Below are 17,458 nucleotides of genomic sequence, written 5' to 3' on the forward strand. Positions count from 1 at the left end.
CCTGGTTGTTGTATGACGCTGCGGGTCAGTCCAGGGTTACCAATTTGGCATTGCCCAGATTGGCCATCTTAACGTTTTGTTGCATCTGCTGGGCCTCACCCGGCGTCTGGATCGGCCCCAGGCGCACGCGATAGAGTGTCTGCTGGTTGCGCACCACCGGGCTGGTAAACGCCGGTGCCGTCACTGTCGAACTCAGCTTCGATCTCAAGAGCTCCGCAGCGTCCGGGTTGGCGAACGCTCCCACCTGGAGATACAGGCCAGATACTGGTGCAGAACCGTTTTTTTTTGCGTCCACCACAGCCGGCAACACGGCCGGCGCGTGCTGGGCAGGCGGCGGCGTGTATTGCTCCACCGTGCCGGTGCTCGGGCTCAGCGCGGGCTGGGCCTGGGCCACCACTTGCGGCGAGTCGACCATCAGCGGCGCCGGCTTGCCGCGCGCGGCCCACCATTGCTGCGGGTCGATACCTTCGACGCGCACCCGCGCCGTGCCGATTTCGGCGTAGCCGAGCTTCTTCGCCGCCGCGTAGGACAGGTCGATGATGCGGTCCGAATAGAACGGGCCGCGGTCGTTGACCCGCAGTATCACGCTGCGGTTGTTGTCCAGGTTGGTCACTTTCACGTAGCTGGGCAGCGGCAGGGTCTTGTGCGCCGCGCTCATGCCGTAGAGGTCGTAGACCTCGCCGTTGGCGGTGTTCTGGCCATGAAACTTGGTGCCGTACCACGACGCCGTGCCCGTGGCGGTGTAGGTGCTGGAGTTGGTCAGCGGAAAGTAGGTCTTGCCCAGCACCGTGTAGGGGTTGGCCTTGTACGGGCCGGTGTGCAGGGTCGGTACCGCGTCGGGGATGCGCGAAACGTCGACGTCCCACCAGGGCGCGCCGTCCTTGTGCGCCCGGTTGATGTCCAGGCCCGGCTGCGCGCGGACGATGTTGCCGCTGCCGCTCGAACCGTAGTGCGGGCTGGTGGACGAGCAGCTGACCATCAGGATGCCCAGGGCGGTGAAACCCATCAGCTTGAGTGGAGTGCGTATCGACGTTGCCCGCATTACTTGACGCCCCGTGCTTGTACCAGCAGATCCGACAGCTGATGCACGGCCATGGCGTACATCACACTGCGGTTATAGCGAGTGATCGCATAAAAGTTCTTCAGCCCCATCCAGTATTCCGGGCCATTGGCGCCATCCAGGCGAAACGCGGTGACCGGCAGGTCGTCGCGCAGCGCATCATGACTCGACCAGCCCAGGGCTCGCAACTCCCCAACGGTCTTGACCGGATCGATACCCGGGCTCAAACCTTCGTCCACCCGGCCGCCACGCACCGTGGCCTGGCTGACCACCGGCTGGCCGGCAACCCAGCCATGCTGCTGAAAATAGTTGGCGACACTACCGATGGCGTCATCGGGGTCGGTCCAGATATTGATGTGGCCATCGCCGTCGAAGTCCACCGCATAGGCGCGAAAGCTGCTCGGCATGAACTGCGGCAGGCCCATGGCGCCAGCGTAGGAGCCTTTGAGGCTGAGCGGGTCGACCTGCTCTGCACGCGCCAGCAGGAGAAACTCGCGCAGCTCCTTGCGAAAGAAGTCGGCGCGTGGCGGATAGTCGAAGCTCAGGGTCGACAGGGCATCGATCACCCGATAGTTGCCGGTGTTGCGGCCGAAAAAGGTCTCGACGCCGATGATCGCGACGATCACCTGGGCCGGCACGCCATAGTCGCGTTCGGCGCGCGCCAGGGCAGCCTCGTTCTGCCGCCAGAAGTCCACGCCCCTCGCCACCCGGGCGTCGGTGAGGAACATTGGACGGTACTCGCTCCAGGGCTTGACCCGTTCGGCCGGACGCGAAATGGCATCGAGAATCGCCTGCTTGCGTTGCACCTCGCGGAACACAGCCAGCAACTGCTCGTTGGCGAAACCATAGTCGCGGGTCATCTCGCCGACGAACTGGGCGACCTGCGGTGAACCCTCGTAGTCCCCGGCCGGTGCCGTTTGTGCCTGACTTTGCTGAGAGGAACCGAGAATGCCCACCAGGCCGACCCACGGTATGCAGCGAGCCGCCCAGTTGCGCATGACTTGCATTGAATAATTCACCTTGATCAAACCTGTGCGATCCATTTGCGATGTGTATGGATCGACATCAAAACTCCAAACGCTGACATCAGCGTGACGAGCGAAGTTCCGCCATAACTAATGAAGGGCAATGGCACGCCCACCACCGGCAGCAGGCCACTGACCATACCGATATTGACGAAAACGTAAACAAAAAACGTCATGGTCAGCGAGCCGGCCAGCAGCTTGCCGTAGAGCGTCTGGGCCTGCGCAGTGATGACCAGGCCACGGCCGATCAGCAGCACGTAGATCAATAGCAAGGCGCAGATGCCGACCAGGCCGAACTCCTCGCCGAGCACCGCAATGATGAAGTCGGTGTGGCTTTCGGGCAGGAAGTCCAGATGCGACTGGGTGCCCAGCAGCCAGCCCTTGCCGAATACCCCGCCCGAACCGATTGCGGCCTTGGACTGGATGATGTTCCAGCCGGTGCCCAGCGGGTCGCTCTCGGGGTCGAGGAAAGTGAGAATCCGCTGCTTCTGGTAGTCATGCATGATGAAGAACCACATTGCCACCGCCACCGGCACCAGCGCCGCGATCACGCTGATGATCCAGCGCCAGCGCAGTCCGGCCATGAACAGCACGAAGGTGCCCGAGGCGAGGATCAGCAGCGCCGTACCGAGGTCCGGCTGCCGGATGATCAGTATGGCCGGCAGGCCGATGATCAGCAGGCTCAGGGCCACGTGCTTGAGCTGCGGCGGCAGGGTGCGTTTGGCCAGGTACCAGGCGATGGTCGCCGGCATGATGATCTTCATGAATTCCGACGGCTGGAAGCGCACCACCCCCGGGATGTTGATCCAGCGGGTCGCGCCCATGGCGTTGTGGCCCATGACGTCCACCGCCACCAGCAGGATCACCCCGAGCACATAGGCCAGCGGCACATAGCGGGCCATGAAGCGCGGTTCCAGCTGGGCGATGACGAACATCGAGACCAGGCCGATGCCGAACGAGGTCGCTTGCTTGATCAGCAGGTCCCAGCTCTTGCCACTGGCCGAGTAGAGGACGAACAGGCTGCCGGCCGCCAGGGTCAGCAGCAGGATCAGCAACGGGCCATCGATATGAATGCGCTGCAGGAAGGTGGCGCGGCGCCGCATCACGTCCTCGCTGGAGAGGATGCGGTCGAAATTACTCTTCACGTGCCGTGATCTCCGGGGGTTGAGCGCTGGCGTATTCGGGTTTCAGGCGGCCATCCGGATCGAGCAGCCAGGCATCCATGACCTGGCGCACCACCGGAGCGGCGACGCCCGAACCGGACTCGCCGTTCTCGACCATCACCGCCACCACGATCTTCGGATTGTCCGCTGGAGCGAAGCCGACGAACAAGGCGTGATCGCGATGGCGCTCCTGCAATTTTGTACGGTCATATTTCTCGCCTTGGCGGATGGCCACGACCTGGGCCGTGCCGCTCTTGCCGGCGATGCGGTATTGCGCGCCGACCGAGGCCTTGCGCGCAGTCCCCCGGGCGCCATGCATGACCTGCTGCATGCCATGGTTGACCTTGGCCCAGTCGGAGGGGTCGCGCAGCACGATGTCGGCCATCGGGTTGGGGTCCACCGGCTTCTCCCCGCCGATGGTGCGCGCCAGGTGCGGGCGGTTCCACTTGCCTTTGTTGGCCACCAGCGCGGTGGCCTGGGCCAGCTGCAGGGGGGTGGCCTGCATGTAGCCCTGGCCGATGCCGAGGATCAGCGTCTCGCCGGGGAACCAGGCCTGTTTGCGCGTCACGCGTTTCCATTCGCGCGACGGCATCAGCCCTGCCGACTCTTCGAACATGTCCAGCGAGACCTTCTGGCCGACCCCGAACTGGCTCAGGTAGCTGTCCAGGCGGTCGATGCCCAGCTTGTGCGCCAGGTCGTAGAAGTAGGTGTCGTTGGAACGCATGATCGCCGTGTCGAGATCGACCCAGCCGTCGCCGGTGCGGTTCCAGTTGCGGTACTTGTGATCGAAGTTGGGCAGTTGGTAGAACCCGGGGTCGAACACCCGCGTGCTGGCGTTGACCACGCCGCTGTCGAGGCCGGCGATGGCCACTGCCGGCTTGATGGTCGAGCCCGGCGGGTAGAGGCCGCGCAGCACGCGGTTGAACAGCGGCCGGTCGACCGAGTCGCGCAGTTCGGCATAGGCCTTGAAGCTGATGCCGGTGACGAACGGGTTGGGGTCGAAGCTCGGCTGGCTGACCATGGCCAGCACTTCGCCGGTGGCCGGGTCGAGCGCGACAATGGCGCCACGCCGCCCTCCCAGGGCGTTCTCGGCGGCCTCCTGGAGCTTGATGTCCAGGCTCAGGGCAATGTCCTTGCCGGGGATCGGGTCGGTGCGCTTGAGCACCCGCAGCACCCGCCCGCGCGCGTTGGTTTCCACCTCCTCGTAGCCGACCTGGCCATGCAGCTGGTCTTCGTAGAAGCGCTCGATGCCGGTCTTGCCGATATGCGAGGTGCCGCTGTAGTTGACCGCGTCGAGGCTCTTGAGCTCTTTTTCGTTGATCCGGCCCATGTAACCCACCGAGTGGGCGAAATGCGCACCCTGCGGATAGTGGCGCACCAGCTGGGCCACCACTTCCACGCCGGGCAGACGGAACTGGTTCACGGCGATGCGGGCGATCTGCTCCTCGTTGAGCTCGAACAGGATCGACACCGGCTCGAACGGCCGGCGCCCCTGCTTGATGCGCTTCTCGAAGATGGCCCGATCATCGGGCGTGAGCTCGAGAATCTGCACGATCGAGTCGAGCACTACCGGCCACTCCTTGCCGGCGCGCTCGCGGGTCATGCTGAGGCTGAAGCTGGGCCGGTTGTTGGCCACCAGCACGCCGTTGCGGTCGTAGATCAGCCCGCGCGGCGGGGCGATCGACAACACATGCACGCGGTTGTTTTCCGAGAGGGTGGAGTGATAGTCGTACTGCACCACCTGCAGGTAATACAGCCGCGCGATCAGCACGCAGAACAGCGCCACCACCGCGCACGCGCCGACCACGACCCGGCCGCGCACGGTCCGGGCGTCTTTTTCGTGGTCCTTGAGGCGGATCGGCTGGGACATCGGCGAGTCGGCGGCTTGTCGGTGATTACTTGTGGTAAGGGTGCCCGGACAGAACCGTCCAGGCGCGATACATCTGCTCGCCAATCAAGATGCGAACCAGTGGGTGCGGCAGGGTCAGCGCCGACAGCGACCAGCGCTGGTCGGCGCGCGCGCAGACCTCAGGCGCCAGGCCCTCGGGCCCGCCGACCATGAAATTGACGGTTCGCGCATCCAGCCGCCAGCGGTCCAATTCGACCGCCAGCTGCTCGGTGCTCCACGGCTTGCCGTGCACCTCAAGGGTGACGATACGCTCGCCCGGCTGCACCTTGGCCAGCATCGCCTCGCCTTCCTGGCGGATGAAACGGGCTACGTCGGCGTTCTTGCCGCGGGTGTTGAGCGGTATCTCGACCAGCTCCAGCGGCAGCTCGGCAGGCAGGCGCTTGGCATACTCATGCCAGCCTTCCTCGACCCACTTGGGCATGCGCGAGCCGACCGCGATCAGACGCAGGCGCATCGCAGACCCTTAGTGTTTTTCCGAGGAGAAATCGTTGCCCGGAGTATGGTGCGCACCGCTGGCCGCACGGCTCTGCTCGGCACCTTGCCACAGACGCTCAAGGTCGTAGAACTGGCGAGAGGCGGCGGTCATCATGTGCACGATGACGGTGTCGATATCCAGCAGCACCCAGTCGCTGTCGCCCTTGCCTTCTTCGCCCTTGCCTTCTTCGCCCAGTGGCTTGTGGCCCTTGGCTTTGACGTTCTCGCGAACCTTGTCGAGCATGGCATTGATCTGGCGGCTGGACGTACCGGTGGCGATGATCATGTAGTCGGTGATGCTCTGCTTCTCGCGCACGTCGATGACCAGGATGTCCTGGGCCTTGACGTCTTCCAGTGCGGCGACAGCGGCCTTGACCAGTTCGTTGTCGTAATTCGTTGTTTCGTTAGTCATAGAAAACTCATTCAGTTCAAGTGGGCGAACGGTACAGCCCGTGCGCCTCGATATAGGCCAGTACCGCGTCAGGCACCAGGAAACGTACCGACTTACCGCTGGCCAGCAGTTGGCGGATCTGGGTGGCAGACACCGCGAGCGGTGTCTGCCAGACGAATGTAATCTGCCCGCTGGGCCCCTTGAGGGCCAACGGGTCGCTGACCGAACGCGCCGCCAGCAGGTTGCGCAAGGCAAACGGTGGCTCGGTGTCTGCATCAGGTCGTTGCAGGACCAGGATGTGGCAGTGCTGCAGCAGCTCTTCCCAACGATGCCAGGAAGGCAGCCCGCAGAAGGCGTCCCAGCCCAGCAGTAAAATCAGCTGGTCGTGCGCAGCCAGTTCGGCGCGCATCGACTCCAGGGTGTCGATAGTGTAGGACGGCTTGTCGCGCTGCAGCTCGCGGGCGTCCACGGTCAACAGGCGCACATCCTGCACGGCGCTTTCGACCATGGCCAGACGGTCGGCGGCAGCCACCTGCGGCACGTCGCGATGCGGCGGGCGCGCGTTGGGCGTCAGACGTACTTCGTCCAGACCCAGGCTTTGTGCCACTTCCAGCGCGCTGCGCAGATGGCCGATGTGCACCGGGTCGAAGGTACCGCCCAGCACCCCGATTCGGCGGGGTGGCAGGGCAGCGTCTCGGGCGTCCGCAGACGACAGGCCTGCCAAGATCAGCCCGGCTCCTGACCGCGCAAGGCCACTCCGTCACCGATGACCACGTACTTCTCGCAGGTCAGGCCTTCCAGCCCGACCGGGCCACGGGCGTGCAGCTTGTCGGTGGAAATGCCGATCTCGGCGCCCAGGCCATATTCGAAGCCATCGGCAAAGCTGGTGGGCGCGTTGTGCATGACCGAGGAGGAATCGACCTCGGCGATGAAGCGCCGGGCCTCGCCCTGCCACTCGGTAACGATGGCATCGGAATGGTGCGAGCCGTAATGGTTGATGTGTTCGATGGCCTGGTCGAGGCCGTCGACGATGCGAATCGACAGGATCGGCGCCAGGTATTCGGTGCTCCAGTCGTCTTCGCTGGCCGGCTTGATGTCGATCAGCGCCTGGGTGCGGGCGCAACCGCGCAGCTCCACACCCTTGTCGCGAAACTGTGCGGCCATGCCCGGCAGGAAGTCGGCGGCCACTGCCTGGTCGACCAGCAGGGTCTCCATGGCGCCGCAGATGCCGTAGCGGTAGGTCTTGGCGTTGAAGGCGATGCGCTGGGCCATGGCCAGATCGGCGCCGGCAGCCACATACACATGGCAGATGCCGTCCAGGTGCTTGAGCACCGGCACCTTGGCGTCGCGGCTGACCCGTTCGATCAGGCCCTTGCCACCGCGCGGAACGATGATGTCGACGTACTCGGGCTGGGTGATCAGCGCGCCCACTGCCGCGCGGTCGGTGGTCTGCACCACCTGCACCACGGTTTCCGGCAGGCCGGCTTCGGCCAGGCCACGAGCGATGCAGGCGGCGATGGCGCGGTTGGAATGAATGGCCTCGGAGCCGCCACGCAGGATGGTCGCGTTGCCGGACTTCAGGCACAGGCTGGCAGCGTCGATGGTGACGTTGGGCCGCGACTCGTAGATGATCCCGACCACGCCCAGGGGCACGCGCATCTTGCCGACCTGAATGCCCGACGGCCGATAGCTCATGTCGCGAATCGCGCCCACCGGGTCGGGCAGGTTGGCCACCTGACGCAGGCCGAGCATCATGCTGTCGATGCGCGCCGGGGTCAGCGCCAGGCGCTCGAGCATGGCCGGCTCCAGGCCATTGGCACGACCGGCCGCCAGGTCCTGCTCGTTGGCAGCGACCAGCTCGGCGCGGGCGGCATCGAGCGCGTTGGCCGTAGCCAGCAGGGCGCGGTTCTTTTGCGCGGTGCTGGCCCGGCCGATCACCCGGGAGGCCGCGCGTGCGGCCCGGCCCAGGCGGGTCATGTAGTCAAGAACGGACTCAGTCATGGTCTCTGAAGGTCTTGGCGAAGAGGAAAGCGGCTGATTATAGCTGCCACATGGTTGGACTAACAGCAGTGACGGGCGGATGGTCGAAATCTCCCGGCCTTTTTGTTGCAAATTGCAGTCAAGGGGGCAGTTAAGCTGTCATTAAGGCTGGAATTGCTATGATGCGGCGCTTGTCCGCCAGGTCCGAACACATGCCCCACAGCCCAGCCCCATGGCCCCAAGCGCGGCCATTGCCCGACAGCTTCTTCGATCGCGACGCGCAGCTGCTGGCTCGCGAGCTGCTGGGCAAGGTGATCCGCCATCGTCACGGGGCGTATTGGCTGGCGGCGCGCATCATCGAAACCGAAGCCTACTACCTCGACGAAAAGGGCAGCCACGCCTCGCTGGGCTACACCGAAAAGCGCAAGGCGCTGTTTCTCGAAGGCGGCCACATCTATATGTACTACGCCCGCGGTGGCGACTCGCTGAACTTCAGCGCCGGCGGCCCCGGCAACGCGGTGCTGATCAAGTCGGCCTTCCCCTGGCTCGACGGCTACTCGGACGCCAACGCACTGGCGCAGATGCAGCTCAACAACCCCGACGCCAGCGGGCAGCCCCGCCCCCTCGAACGCCTGTGCGCCGGGCAGACCCTGCTGTGCCGGGCCCTGGGCCTGAAGGTGCCGAACTGGGACGCGCGACGTTTCGATATCGAGCAACTGTTCGTCGACGACGTCGGCATCGTCCCGCCACGCATCATCCAGACCACACGGCTGGGCATCCCGGCCGGGCGTGACGAGCACCTGCCCTACCGCTTCGTCGACGCCGAATACGCACGGCATTGCACGCGCAACCCACTACGCCGCGGCCAGCTCGAAGGCCGCGACTATTCACTGCTGAAACGCTGACAAAAGGAAACTGACTCATGGGCCAATGGCTCGACAGCCTGACCCTCTGGTTGGGCAGCCACCCTGAATGGCTGGCCCTGGCCATCTTCTTGATTGCCTTCGTGGAATGCCTGGCCATCGCCGGCATCATCGTCCCCGGCACCGTGGTGCTGTTCGCCGTCGCGGTGCTGGCCGGTCGCGGCCCGCTGGGGCTTGGCGAGGTGCTGCTGCTGGGCTACCTCGGCGGCCTGCTGGGCGACGCCGTGTCGTACTTCCTCGGCCGACGCTTTCATGAAGGCATCCGCAAGCTGCCGCTGCTGCGCACGCACCCTGAGTGGATTGGCACCGCCGAAAGCTATTTTCAACGCTATGGCATTGCCAGCCTGCTGGTGGGACGCTTCATCGGCCCGTTGCGGCCCATGCTGCCGATGGTAGCCGGCATGCTGGATTTCCCGCTGCTGCGCTTTGCCCTGGTCAGCCTGGTGGCGGCTGCGGGCTGGTCGGTGGCCTACCTGCTGCCCGGCTGGGCCACCGGCGCCGCCACCCGGCTGCCGCTGCCCGACGGGTTCTGGCCGCAGGCCGGGCTGGTGGTGGCCGGCGTCGCCATCCTGATCGGCCTGAGCATCCACACCAGCCTGCAGGCGCGCGAACGCGGCACGCGGCTGATTGCCGGTGCCAGCCTGCTGATGCTCGCGGCGTTGCTGATCGGCTGGCCGTGGATGAGCCATTTCGACGAGGGCCTGATGACGCTGATTCAGCAGCACCGCAACAGCGTCCTCGACCCGATCATGGTGCGCATCACCAAAGCCGGGGACTTTCGCAGCCAGTTGGTGGTGGCGGGCACCATTATTGCCATCCTGCTGCTGACCCGCCAATGGCGGGCTGCCCTCTTCGCGCTCGGCACCACCCTGGGCACGGCCTTGGGCAACACCGCGATCAAGGCCCTGTTCTCCCGCGCCCGCCCCGAGGTGCTGTCCACCCCGTTGACCACGTTCAGCATGCCCAGCGGGCACAGCTCGGCGGCGTTTGCGCTGTTCCTGACCCTGGCGGTGCTGGCCGGCCGCAGCCAACCGCCGCGCCTGCGCGTGACCTGGCTGCTGCTGGGCGCCCTGCCGGCACTGGCGATCTGCATTTCGCGGCTGTACCTGGGCGCGCACTGGCCCACCGACGTGCTGGCCGGCGCGCTGCTGGCCTGCACCCTGTGCGCCGTCAGCCTGTCGCTGGTGCAGTACAAGGAAAAACTACCGGCCCAGCCGCCGCGCACCTGGTGGCTGATGGTGCCGGCATGCGTGATCCTGCTGGGTTTTTTCGCCACCACCGAGTTCAGTCATGAGTTCGAGCGCTACGCCTACCCTGAGCTGCACATCCAGCAACAGGCCTGCGACACGCCGGTGGGTCAGGAACAGGCGAACAAGGCCGATCAGGCGAACAGTTCGCCCTGCAACTGATCGAGCAACAGCTGGATGGCGGCGAGCCGCGCGTGCGGGTCGCCGAGCTCCAGCAGCTCGAGCTTCTCTTCTTCGGTAAAGGGCAGCAGGTAGCCCAGCTGGTTGGCCAGCGACTGGCGGCCGGAGGCGCCGGTGGCCATGTCCAGCGCCGCCACCATCGGGTGCTCGGCGAGCGCCAGGAGCAGGGCCAGCAGGTCCTCATCCTCTTCCTGCAGAGGTGCATCGGCGGCCTCGTCCAGCCACTGCACTTCAGCCATCAGCAACTGGTCGCGCTGCACCTCGGTGCTCAGCACGCGAAAACGCCGACCGCCCTGCACGCGAATCCCCAGCAGGCCGTTGTCCTGCTGCTGAAAATCGGTGATGCGCGCTTCGCAGCCGATCAGCGCGTGATCACTGGGCGCAGCGCCGACCTCTTCGCCGCGCAGAATGCACACGACACCAAATCCGGCGCCCTGCTTCATGCAGCGCCCGATCATGTCGAGGTAGCGCGCCTCGAAAATCTGCAGGTCGAGCGTGCAGCCGGGAAACAGCACGGTATTGAGCGGAAACAACGGCACCATCATAAGCATTCCTTAAACGAACAGACTCACGGCCAACGGCAGGAAAACCGCCGTGGCAACGCCCATCAGGCTCATCGCCAACGCAGCGAATGCGCCACACTCCTCGCTCTCCTGCAACGCCACCGAGGTGCCCACCGCGTGCGCGGTCAGACCCAGGGCCATGCCACGCGCTTCGGGCTGGACCACGCCCAGGCGGGTCAGCAGCGCCGGACCGATAATGGCACCGATCACCCCGGTGATCAGCACGAACACCGCCGCCAGGCCCGCCACCCCGCCAATCTGCTGGGCCACCAGCATGGCGATCGGCGAGGTCACCGACTTGGGCGCCAGGGTCATGAGGATCATCGGCTTGGCCCCCAGCAGCCAGCCCAGCAACAGGCCCAGCCCGGTGGCGAAGACGCCGCCTACTACCAGCGTAGTCAAGGTCGGCAGGAACAACTGACGGATGCGCCGCAGGTTCTGGTACAGCGGAATGGCCAGGGCGACCGTGGCCGGCCCCAGCAGCACCCCCATGATGTCAGTGCTCCTGCGGTATTCGGCGTAGTCCAGCCCGCACAGCAGGAGGACGCCGATCACCACCAGCATCGACAGCAGCACCGGTTGCAGGAACAGCCAGCGGGTCTTCTCGAAGGCCGCCAGCGCCAGCTGGTAGACCCCCAACGTCACACCGATGCCGAACAGCGGATGGTGCACCACCACGGCGAAAGTGCCCTGCCAATCGAGATTCACGGCAGGTCCTCCGTGCGGCGCCGACGCATCATGCGCTGCATCAGCCAGCCGGCCAGGGCCATGCCTAGGATCAGCGAAATCACCAGGGCACCGGCGATGGCCCAGAAGTCGGCGGCGATGTCGCGGGTGTAGGCCATCACCCCGACCGCAGGTGGCACCAGCAGCAAAGGCAGATAGCGCAGCAGCCCGGCACTGGCCACGGCCAGCGGCTCGGCCACGGCGCCTCTGAGCATGAGGTAGGCCAACAGCAGCACCAGGCCGATGATCGGCCCTGGCAGCATCGGCAACAGCAGGTGGTTGAGCGCGGTGCCAAGCAACTGGAACAGCACCAGCCAGGTCAGACCCCGTAGCAACATAGCAATCTCCGACAGGCATGCGCCGCCCATTATAAGCACGCCAGGCTGGCGCCTATCATCCATCATTCGCGCCGCCGGGGGTGGCTTGACCGCCCCGCCGAGGCCCGCCTAGGCTTGCCGACCCCTCCCCAACCGCAAGGAACACCCCGATGCGTCAGGCCCCGATCGAGGAATTACCCCGCTACGCCGGCAGCCACCTGGGGGTGTCGCGCTGGCTGACCATCGACCAGGCGCGCATCGATCTGTTCGCTCAGGCCACCGGCGACTTCCAATATATCCATGTCGACCCGGTGCGCGCGGCGCAAGGTCCGTTCGGCTGCACCATCGCCCATGGGTTTCTGTCGCTGTCGCTGATTCCGCTGCTGATGGAGGACCTCCTGGTGCTGCCCGAGGGGTTGCAGATGGTGATCAACTACGGGCTCGACAGCGTGCGCTTCATTCAGCCGATCAAGGTCGATTCACAGGTGCGCCTGAGCGTCATGCTCGACGATGTGCGCGAGAAGAAACCGGGCCAATGGTTGCTGAAGGCCATCGTCACCCTGGAAATAGACGGTGAAGAAAAACCCGCGCTGATTGCCGAGCCGCTCTCGCTTTGTTTCATCTAGGCGGGGCGTTTAAAGGCGCTGGGTGACTGTTTCAAGGGCGACATGTACGGCATACTCAGGCGCATATCTGCCCGGATCCTGTCATGCGCCCACTCGCTCCACTCACGCCCCTCGCCCCCATCGCCCTCGCCCTCCTGCTCGCCGCCTGCGGCGAAGGTGAACCGCTGTCGCCGCCCGACGCGCGCCTGCCCGATGGCGGCCGCTACCGCGGCGAAGTGGTCAACGGCGTGCTGCAAGGCCAGGGGCGTATCGACTACCCCAACGGCAGCGGCTACATTGGCCAGTTCGCCGACGGCCAGTGGCATGGCGAAGGCGAGTGGCACGGGCGCAACGGCGAAACCTACAAAGGCGGCTTCAACCACGGCCTGTTCGAGGGCCAGGGCACCCTCGTGGCCCACGGAGCCACCTACACCGGCGGTTTCCTGCAAGGGCGGCGCGACGGCGAAGGCACCCTCAAGGAACCGGGGGTCAGCTATCGCGGCGGCTTCAAGGACGACCAGTATTCGGGCAATGGCCACCTCGAGCTGGCCGACGGCAGCCAGTATCAGGGGCAGTTCGCCCATGGCAAGCCCAACGGCGAAGGCCAGCGCAGCGACGCGGCGGGCAACCACTTCAGCGGCAACTTCGTCGACGGTATGCTCGAAGGCCACGGCAACTACAACAGCGCCGACGGCGACCAGTACATCGGCAACTTTCGCCACAGCCAGCTGGACGGCCGCGGCCGCTACGAAAACTCCGACGGCGACGTGTGGATCGGCGAGTTCAAGGACGGCGCCCTGACCGGCCACGGCGAGCTGCTGGGCGCCGACGGCAGCCACTACAAGGGCGAGTTCAACGAGTGGAAATTCTCCGGCAGCGGCAGCCTGAACCTCAGCGACGGCAGCGTGTACACCGGCCAGTTCGACAACGACACCTATGAGGGCCAGGGCCGCCTGGTCGCCAAGAACGGCAACGTGCAGGGTGGCACCTGGCTCAACGGCCAGCGCGTGCGCGACGAACAGGGCCAGCTGCTGCCCGACCCGCTCGACCTCGGCCTGCTCAACCAGGGCCGCCTGCTCGACGAGGCGCTGGCAGCGGTACCGCGCTCCTCTTCCGGCATCAACCTGTACACCCTGGCGCTGGGTGGCGACGGCCAGCAGAGCGTGTTCATGCGCGAGGCCGACTACGTCAGCCACATGCTCGCCAGCCGCTTCGGCGCCACCGGCCAGATCACCCTGGTCAACCACCGTGACCATCTCGCCGACCGCCCCATGGCCAGCCGCGAGACCCTCGCCCGCTCGATCCGCACCCTTGCCGAACGCAGCCGCCCCGACGACCTGGTGCTCATCTACCTGAGCAGCCATGGCACCAGCGAGCACGAACTGGTCCTCGACCAGCCGCGCCTGCAGCTGGCCGACCTTCCGGCCGATCAACTGGCCACGCTGCTGGCGCCGCTGAAGAATCGCGACAAGATCATCGTCATCTCGGCCTGCTACTCAGGAGGTTTCATCCCCGCCCTGAAAGATGAGCATACATTGATCATGACCGCTTCGCGGGCCGACCGGGTTTCGTTCGGCTGCTCGGAGGAGGCCGACTTCACCTACTTCGGTGACGCCTTGTTCGCCCAGGCGCTGAACGAAACCGATGATTTGCAGCAGGCCTTCGAACTTGCCCGCGGCCACGTTGCCGAACGAGAAATCGCCGACAATTTCGAAGCCTCCGAACCGCAGATCTGGGCACCCAAAACGGTTCTGGCGCACTGGCAGCGCCTGCGCCAGCAGCAGGCCCGCAACGCATTGCAGAATGCCTCGCAGGCCAGCGTCATGACCCGCTGAAGCGATTGGCAGGCATCCGTTTCGAAGGAGAGAAACATGTATTTGACCCCCCAGCACATCCTCCTGGCAGGAGCCACTGGATTGACCGGCGAGCACCTGCTCGACCGTCTGCTCAACGAGCCGACCATCAGCCGGGTCCTGGCGCCCACTCGCCGGCCGCTGGCCGAGCACCCGCACCTGGAAAACCCGGTGGGCAACATCGCCGACCTGCTGCCCGAGCTCGAAGGGCGGGTCGACATCGCCTATTGCTGCCTGGGCACTACCATCAAGGACGCCGGTTCCGAAGAGGCCTTCCGCCAGGTCGATCACGACCTGATCGTCCGCTACGCCCAGCGCGCCCGTGACATGGGCGCACGCCACCTGTTGGTGATCAGCGCGATCGACGCCGACCCGGCGTCCTCGATCTTCTACAACCGGGTCAAAGGCGAAACCGAGCAGGCCTTGCGTGCGCAGAACTGGCCGCAGCTGACCATCGCCCGGCCTTCGCTGCTGATCGGCAACCGGGTCGAACCGCGGCTGGTTGAGCGGATTGCGGCGCCCCTGTCCAGGCTGATTCCCGGGCGCTATCACGGCATCGAGGCGTGCCAGCTGGCCAGGGCGCTGTGGCGCCTGGCGCTGGAAGAGCAGGACGGGATTCGGGTGGTGGAGTCCGATGAGTTGCGCCGGTTGGGCAAGTGATACGCGCCCGCTGGCAGGGATGCGAATCAAACCGGCCTTGCGGCCTCTCAAGGCTTCGCCCCGCCCACATCGCCCACAAGCAGGATGATGACTACAACCCACCCCGGGTTGACACCCCTACCCCCGCCGCGGTCAGCAACGACACCGGCAGCAGCAAGGTATCGAGCAGGAAACTCGCCGTTAGATCGACCCCCGGCCACCCTGGCGCCTCGGCGCCGAAATGATCCATGGCGCAACAGCCACCCTGGATCACATACCAGTCCAGCCGCGTGCCGGCGTACACCACCGGCGCCCCAGGCTTGGCGGCGTCCAGGGTGCGCGCGGTGGCGCAGCCGGCCAGTTGCAGGCCGGCCAGCACCAAAAGCAGCGCCTTACTCATCCCCACCCAGATGATGCTGGCCCCAGCGCGGCAGCATGTCCTGGGGAATATCCAGCAGGTTGAGCACCCGCGCCACGACGAAATCGATCAGGTCGTCGATGGTCTGCGGCTGGTGGTAGAAGCCCGGTGCCGCCGGCAGGACCACCGCGCCCATGCGCGACAGCTTGAGCATGTTCTCCAGGTGGATGGTCGACAGCGGCGCCTCGCGCGGCACCAGAATCAGCGGGCGACGCTCCTTGAGGGTGACGTCGGCTGCGCGTTCGATCAGGTTGTTGCAGGCGCCCATGGCAATCGCCGACAGAGTGCCGGTGGAACAGGGCACCACCACCATCGCCGCTGGCGCGCCGGACCCCGAGGCCACCGGCGACATCCAGTCTTCCTTGCCGTACACGCGAATCTGCCCGGCCTGGGCGCCGGTGTACTCGGTGAGGAAGGCCTGCATTGCCTGCGGCTTGGGTGGCAAGCTGACGTCGGTCTCGGTGGCCATCACCAGCTGTGCGGCCTTGGAAATCAGAAAGTGCACCTCGCGGTCTTCCCGCACCAGGCAGTCGAGCAGGCGCAGGCCGTACTGCGCACCCGAGGCGCCGGTCATGGCCAGGGTGATGCGTTCCGGGCCGCTCATCGCAGGGCCTCGGCCAGTTTCAGGTGCAGGCCGCCAAAGCCGCCATTGCTCATGATGATGACCTGGGTGCCGGCCACCGCCTGCGCCTTGACCTGGGCGATGATCGCCTCCAGCGAGTCCGCCACCTGGGAGGGAATGCTGCATTCTGCGGCCGTGCTCGCCAGGTCCCAGCCCAGCCCGGGGGGGGCATACCAGATGACCTGGTCGGCATCGCGCACGCTGGCCGGCAGGCCGTCGCGGTGCGCGCCCAGCTTCATGGAGTTGGAGCGCGGCTCGATGATGGCGATGATCGGCGCATCACCCACCCGCTGGCGCAAGCCATCCAGGGTCGTGGCGATGGCCGTGGGGTGATGGGCGAAGTCGTCGTAAATGGTGACGCCGTTGACCACCGCCACAGTCTCCATGCGCCGCTTGACGTTCTTGAACGCGCTCAGCGCTTGCACGCCCATAGCCCCGACCACGCCGACGTGACGCGCGGCAGCCAGGGTGGCCAGGGCATTGGCGACATTGTGCTGGCCGGTCAGCCCCCACTGTACAGTGCCCTGCAGCACACCTTCGAAACTCACCTCGAAGCGCGAGCCGTCGGCGCTCAACAGCCGCGCCTGCCATTGCCCGCCAACGCCGGTGGTTTGCACTGGGGTCCAGCAGCCCATCTCGATGACGCGCTGCAGGGCCGGCTCGGTGGTAGGGTGAATGATCAGGCCTTCGCCCGGGATCGTCCGCACCAGATGATGAAATTGCCGCTCGATGGCTGCCAGATCCGGGAAGATATCCGCGTGATCATATTCCAGATTGTTCAGGATTGCGGTGCGCGGGCGGTAGTGCACCAGCTTGGAACGCTTGTCGAAGAAGGCGCTGTCGTATTCGTCGGCCTCGACCACGAAGAACGGCGTGTCACCGAGCCGCGCCGAGACCGCGAAGTTCTGCGGCACGCCGCCGATCAGAAAGCCCGGGCTCATGCCGGCATGTTCCAGCACCCAGGCCAGCATGCTGCTGGTGCTGGTCTTGCCATGGGTGCCGGCAACGGCCAGCACCCAGCGGCCCTGCAGCACGTGGTCGGCCAGCCACTGCGGCCCGCTCACGTAGGGCAGGCCCTTGTTCAGCACGTATTCGACCGCCGGGTTGCCGCGCGAGAGCGCGTTGCCGATCACCACCAGGTCTGGCGCCGGCTCCAGCTGCGCCGCGTCGTAGCCCTGGATCAGCTCGATGCCCTGAGCCTGCAGCTGAGTGCTCATCGGGGGATAGACATTGGCGTCGGAACCGGTCACATGGTGGCCCAATTCCTTGGCGAGCACCGCCAGCGAGCCCATGAAGGTGCCGCAGATACCGAGAATGTGAATATGCATGATTGGCCTCGTAAACATCGCCGCAGGTTAGCGCA

At 65.6% G+C, this 17,458-nt stretch carries 18 protein-coding genes and 1 pseudogene; 5 read left to right on the plus strand and 14 right to left on the minus strand.

Translation table 11 applies throughout. The features are described 5' to 3' along the window. Positions 1-25: 25 nt before the first annotated feature. From SFA35_RS23035 to SFA35_RS23070, 8 genes are read right to left on the minus strand one after another with little or no spacing between them, the layout of a single operon-like run. Positions 26-1,042, minus strand: coding sequence for a septal ring lytic transglycosylase RlpA family protein (locus tag SFA35_RS23035; RefSeq protein ID WP_320573033.1), 1,017 nt, complete (start codon positions 1,040-1,042; stop codon positions 26-28). Beyond that, complete coding sequence (gene mltB / locus SFA35_RS23040) at positions 1,042-2,067, minus strand: lytic murein transglycosylase B (RefSeq protein ID WP_320573034.1); 1,026 nt, start codon at positions 2,065-2,067, stop codon at positions 1,042-1,044. Before mltB ends, SFA35_RS23035 begins: the two co-directional genes overlap by 1 nt. Before the next feature lie 17 nt (positions 2,068-2,084). Continuing rightward, the gene (gene rodA / locus SFA35_RS23045; protein ID WP_320579196.1) at positions 2,085-3,188 is read right to left on the minus strand and encodes a rod shape-determining protein RodA; all 1,104 of its coding nucleotides are present in this window, start codon (positions 3,186-3,188) and stop codon (positions 2,085-2,087) included. A 31-nt stretch (positions 3,189-3,219) separates the two neighbouring features. Next, positions 3,220-5,118, minus strand: a complete 1,899-nt coding sequence (gene mrdA / locus SFA35_RS23050; RefSeq protein WP_320573036.1) for a penicillin-binding protein 2 — start codon at positions 5,116-5,118, stop codon at positions 3,220-3,222. 25 nt (positions 5,119-5,143) lie between these two features. Beyond that, positions 5,144-5,611 (minus strand): 23S rRNA (pseudouridine(1915)-N(3))-methyltransferase RlmH, encoded by a 468-nt coding sequence (rlmH, locus tag SFA35_RS23055; protein ID WP_320573038.1) that lies wholly within the window; start codon positions 5,609-5,611, stop codon positions 5,144-5,146. Positions 5,612-5,620: 9 nt separating this feature from the next. Beyond that, on the minus strand, positions 5,621-6,058 hold the full coding sequence (rsfS, locus tag SFA35_RS23060) for a ribosome silencing factor (RefSeq protein WP_414058562.1): 438 nt from the start codon (positions 6,056-6,058) through the stop codon (positions 5,621-5,623). 1 nt (position 6,059) lies between these two features. Next, complete coding sequence (gene nadD, locus SFA35_RS23065; protein WP_320579197.1) at positions 6,060-6,707, minus strand: nicotinate-nucleotide adenylyltransferase; 648 nt, start codon at positions 6,705-6,707, stop codon at positions 6,060-6,062. A gap of 41 nt (positions 6,708-6,748) precedes the next feature. Beyond that, the gene (locus SFA35_RS23070; RefSeq protein WP_320573040.1) at positions 6,749-8,023 is read right to left on the minus strand and encodes a glutamate-5-semialdehyde dehydrogenase; all 1,275 of its coding nucleotides are present in this window, start codon (positions 8,021-8,023) and stop codon (positions 6,749-6,751) included. Between the two features lie 191 nt (positions 8,024-8,214). Here SFA35_RS23070 and SFA35_RS23075 point away from each other — a divergent pair, with 191 nt between their 5' ends. After that, positions 8,215-8,907 carry a DNA-3-methyladenine glycosylase gene (locus SFA35_RS23075; RefSeq protein WP_320573042.1) on the plus strand — a complete coding sequence of 231 codons (693 nt, stop codon included), beginning with the start codon at positions 8,215-8,217 and terminating at the stop codon, positions 8,905-8,907. Between the two features lie 17 nt (positions 8,908-8,924). After that, positions 8,925-10,238: pseudogene (locus tag SFA35_RS23080) on the plus strand (bifunctional DedA family/phosphatase PAP2 family protein); the annotation flags it as partial. Between the two features lie 68 nt (positions 10,239-10,306). Here SFA35_RS23080 and SFA35_RS23085 read toward each other — a convergent pair. Genes SFA35_RS23085 through SFA35_RS23095 form a run of 3 tightly spaced genes read right to left on the minus strand, consistent with a single transcriptional unit; the run spans position 10,307 to position 11,979 of the window. Then, positions 10,307-10,897 carry an LON peptidase substrate-binding domain-containing protein gene (locus SFA35_RS23085; RefSeq protein ID WP_320573046.1) on the minus strand — a complete coding sequence of 197 codons (591 nt, stop codon included), beginning with the start codon at positions 10,895-10,897 and terminating at the stop codon, positions 10,307-10,309. A 9-nt stretch (positions 10,898-10,906) separates the two neighbouring features. Then, a complete protein-coding gene (locus tag SFA35_RS23090; RefSeq protein WP_320573048.1) occupies positions 10,907-11,623 on the minus strand; it encodes an LrgB family protein in 717 nt (238 codons plus the stop codon). Then, entirely contained in the window at positions 11,620-11,979 is a 360-nt protein-coding gene (locus SFA35_RS23095; RefSeq protein WP_320573050.1) for a CidA/LrgA family protein, read from the minus strand. Before SFA35_RS23095 ends, SFA35_RS23090 begins: the two co-directional genes overlap by 4 nt. Before the next feature lie 149 nt (positions 11,980-12,128). Here SFA35_RS23095 and SFA35_RS23100 point away from each other — a divergent pair, with 149 nt between their 5' ends. The 3 genes from SFA35_RS23100 to SFA35_RS23110 all read left to right on the plus strand — a co-directional run bounded on the left by SFA35_RS23100 (position 12,129) and on the right by SFA35_RS23110 (position 15,076). Continuing rightward, complete coding sequence (locus SFA35_RS23100) at positions 12,129-12,584, plus strand: MaoC family dehydratase (RefSeq protein ID WP_320573052.1); 456 nt, start codon at positions 12,129-12,131, stop codon at positions 12,582-12,584. Between the two features lie 83 nt (positions 12,585-12,667). After that, the gene (locus SFA35_RS23105; RefSeq protein WP_320573054.1) at positions 12,668-14,398 is read left to right on the plus strand and encodes a C13 family peptidase; all 1,731 of its coding nucleotides are present in this window, start codon (positions 12,668-12,670) and stop codon (positions 14,396-14,398) included. A 36-nt stretch (positions 14,399-14,434) separates the two neighbouring features. Beyond that, positions 14,435-15,076, plus strand: a complete 642-nt coding sequence (locus SFA35_RS23110) for an oxidoreductase (RefSeq protein WP_320573055.1) — start codon at positions 14,435-14,437, stop codon at positions 15,074-15,076. A 91-nt stretch (positions 15,077-15,167) separates the two neighbouring features. Here the strand turns inward: SFA35_RS23110 and SFA35_RS23115 are convergent, their stop codons facing one another. The 3 genes from SFA35_RS23115 to mpl are packed head-to-tail and all read right to left on the minus strand — an operon-like array spanning position 15,168 to position 17,423. After that, the gene (locus SFA35_RS23115; protein ID WP_320573057.1) at positions 15,168-15,455 is read right to left on the minus strand and encodes a YceK/YidQ family lipoprotein; all 288 of its coding nucleotides are present in this window, start codon (positions 15,453-15,455) and stop codon (positions 15,168-15,170) included. Further along, complete coding sequence (gene ubiX, locus SFA35_RS23120) at positions 15,448-16,077, minus strand: flavin prenyltransferase UbiX (protein ID WP_320573059.1); 630 nt, start codon at positions 16,075-16,077, stop codon at positions 15,448-15,450. The genes SFA35_RS23115 and ubiX overlap by 8 nt, the downstream gene beginning before the upstream one ends. Then, complete coding sequence (gene mpl, locus SFA35_RS23125; protein WP_320573061.1) at positions 16,074-17,423, minus strand: UDP-N-acetylmuramate:L-alanyl-gamma-D-glutamyl-meso-diaminopimelate ligase; 1,350 nt, start codon at positions 17,421-17,423, stop codon at positions 16,074-16,076. Before mpl ends, ubiX begins: the two co-directional genes overlap by 4 nt. Between the last annotated feature and the right edge of the window lie 35 nt (positions 17,424-17,458).

Source organism: Pseudomonas sp. HR96, assembly GCF_034059295.1.
Lineage (GTDB): Bacteria > Pseudomonadota > Gammaproteobacteria > Pseudomonadales > Pseudomonadaceae > Aquipseudomonas.

Bases quoted from the DNA above. Each gene is read 5' to 3' on its own strand.
- SFA35_RS23035 (WP_320573033.1), bottom strand. From the start codon at position 1,042: ATGCGGGCAACGTCGATACGCACTCCACTCAAGCTGATGGGTTTCACC.
- mltB (WP_320573034.1), bottom strand. From the start codon at position 2,067: ATGCAAGTCATGCGCAACTGGGCGGCTCGCTGCATACCGTGGGTCGGC.
- rodA (WP_320579196.1), bottom strand. From the start codon at position 3,188: ATGCGGCGCCGCGCCACCTTCCTGCAGCGCATTCATATCGATGGCCCG.
- mrdA (WP_320573036.1), bottom strand. From the start codon at position 5,118: ATGTCCCAGCCGATCCGCCTCAAGGACCACGAAAAAGACGCCCGGACC.
- rlmH (WP_320573038.1), bottom strand. From the start codon at position 5,611: ATGCGCCTGCGTCTGATCGCGGTCGGCTCGCGCATGCCCAAGTGGGTC.
- SFA35_RS23070 (WP_320573040.1), bottom strand. From the start codon at position 8,023: ATGACTGAGTCCGTTCTTGACTACATGACCCGCCTGGGCCGGGCCGCA.
- SFA35_RS23075 (WP_320573042.1), top strand. From the start codon at position 8,215: ATGCCCCACAGCCCAGCCCCATGGCCCCAAGCGCGGCCATTGCCCGAC.
- SFA35_RS23085 (WP_320573046.1), bottom strand. From the start codon at position 10,897: ATGATGGTGCCGTTGTTTCCGCTCAATACCGTGCTGTTTCCCGGCTGC.
- SFA35_RS23095 (WP_320573050.1), bottom strand. From the start codon at position 11,979: ATGTTGCTACGGGGTCTGACCTGGCTGGTGCTGTTCCAGTTGCTTGGC.
- SFA35_RS23100 (WP_320573052.1), top strand. From the start codon at position 12,129: ATGCGTCAGGCCCCGATCGAGGAATTACCCCGCTACGCCGGCAGCCAC.
- SFA35_RS23105 (WP_320573054.1), top strand. From the start codon at position 12,668: ATGCGCCCACTCGCTCCACTCACGCCCCTCGCCCCCATCGCCCTCGCC.
- SFA35_RS23110 (WP_320573055.1), top strand. From the start codon at position 14,435: ATGTATTTGACCCCCCAGCACATCCTCCTGGCAGGAGCCACTGGATTG.
- SFA35_RS23115 (WP_320573057.1), bottom strand. From the start codon at position 15,455: ATGAGTAAGGCGCTGCTTTTGGTGCTGGCCGGCCTGCAACTGGCCGGC.
- ubiX (WP_320573059.1), bottom strand. From the start codon at position 16,077: ATGAGCGGCCCGGAACGCATCACCCTGGCCATGACCGGCGCCTCGGGT.
- mpl (WP_320573061.1), bottom strand. From the start codon at position 17,423: ATGCATATTCACATTCTCGGTATCTGCGGCACCTTCATGGGCTCGCTG.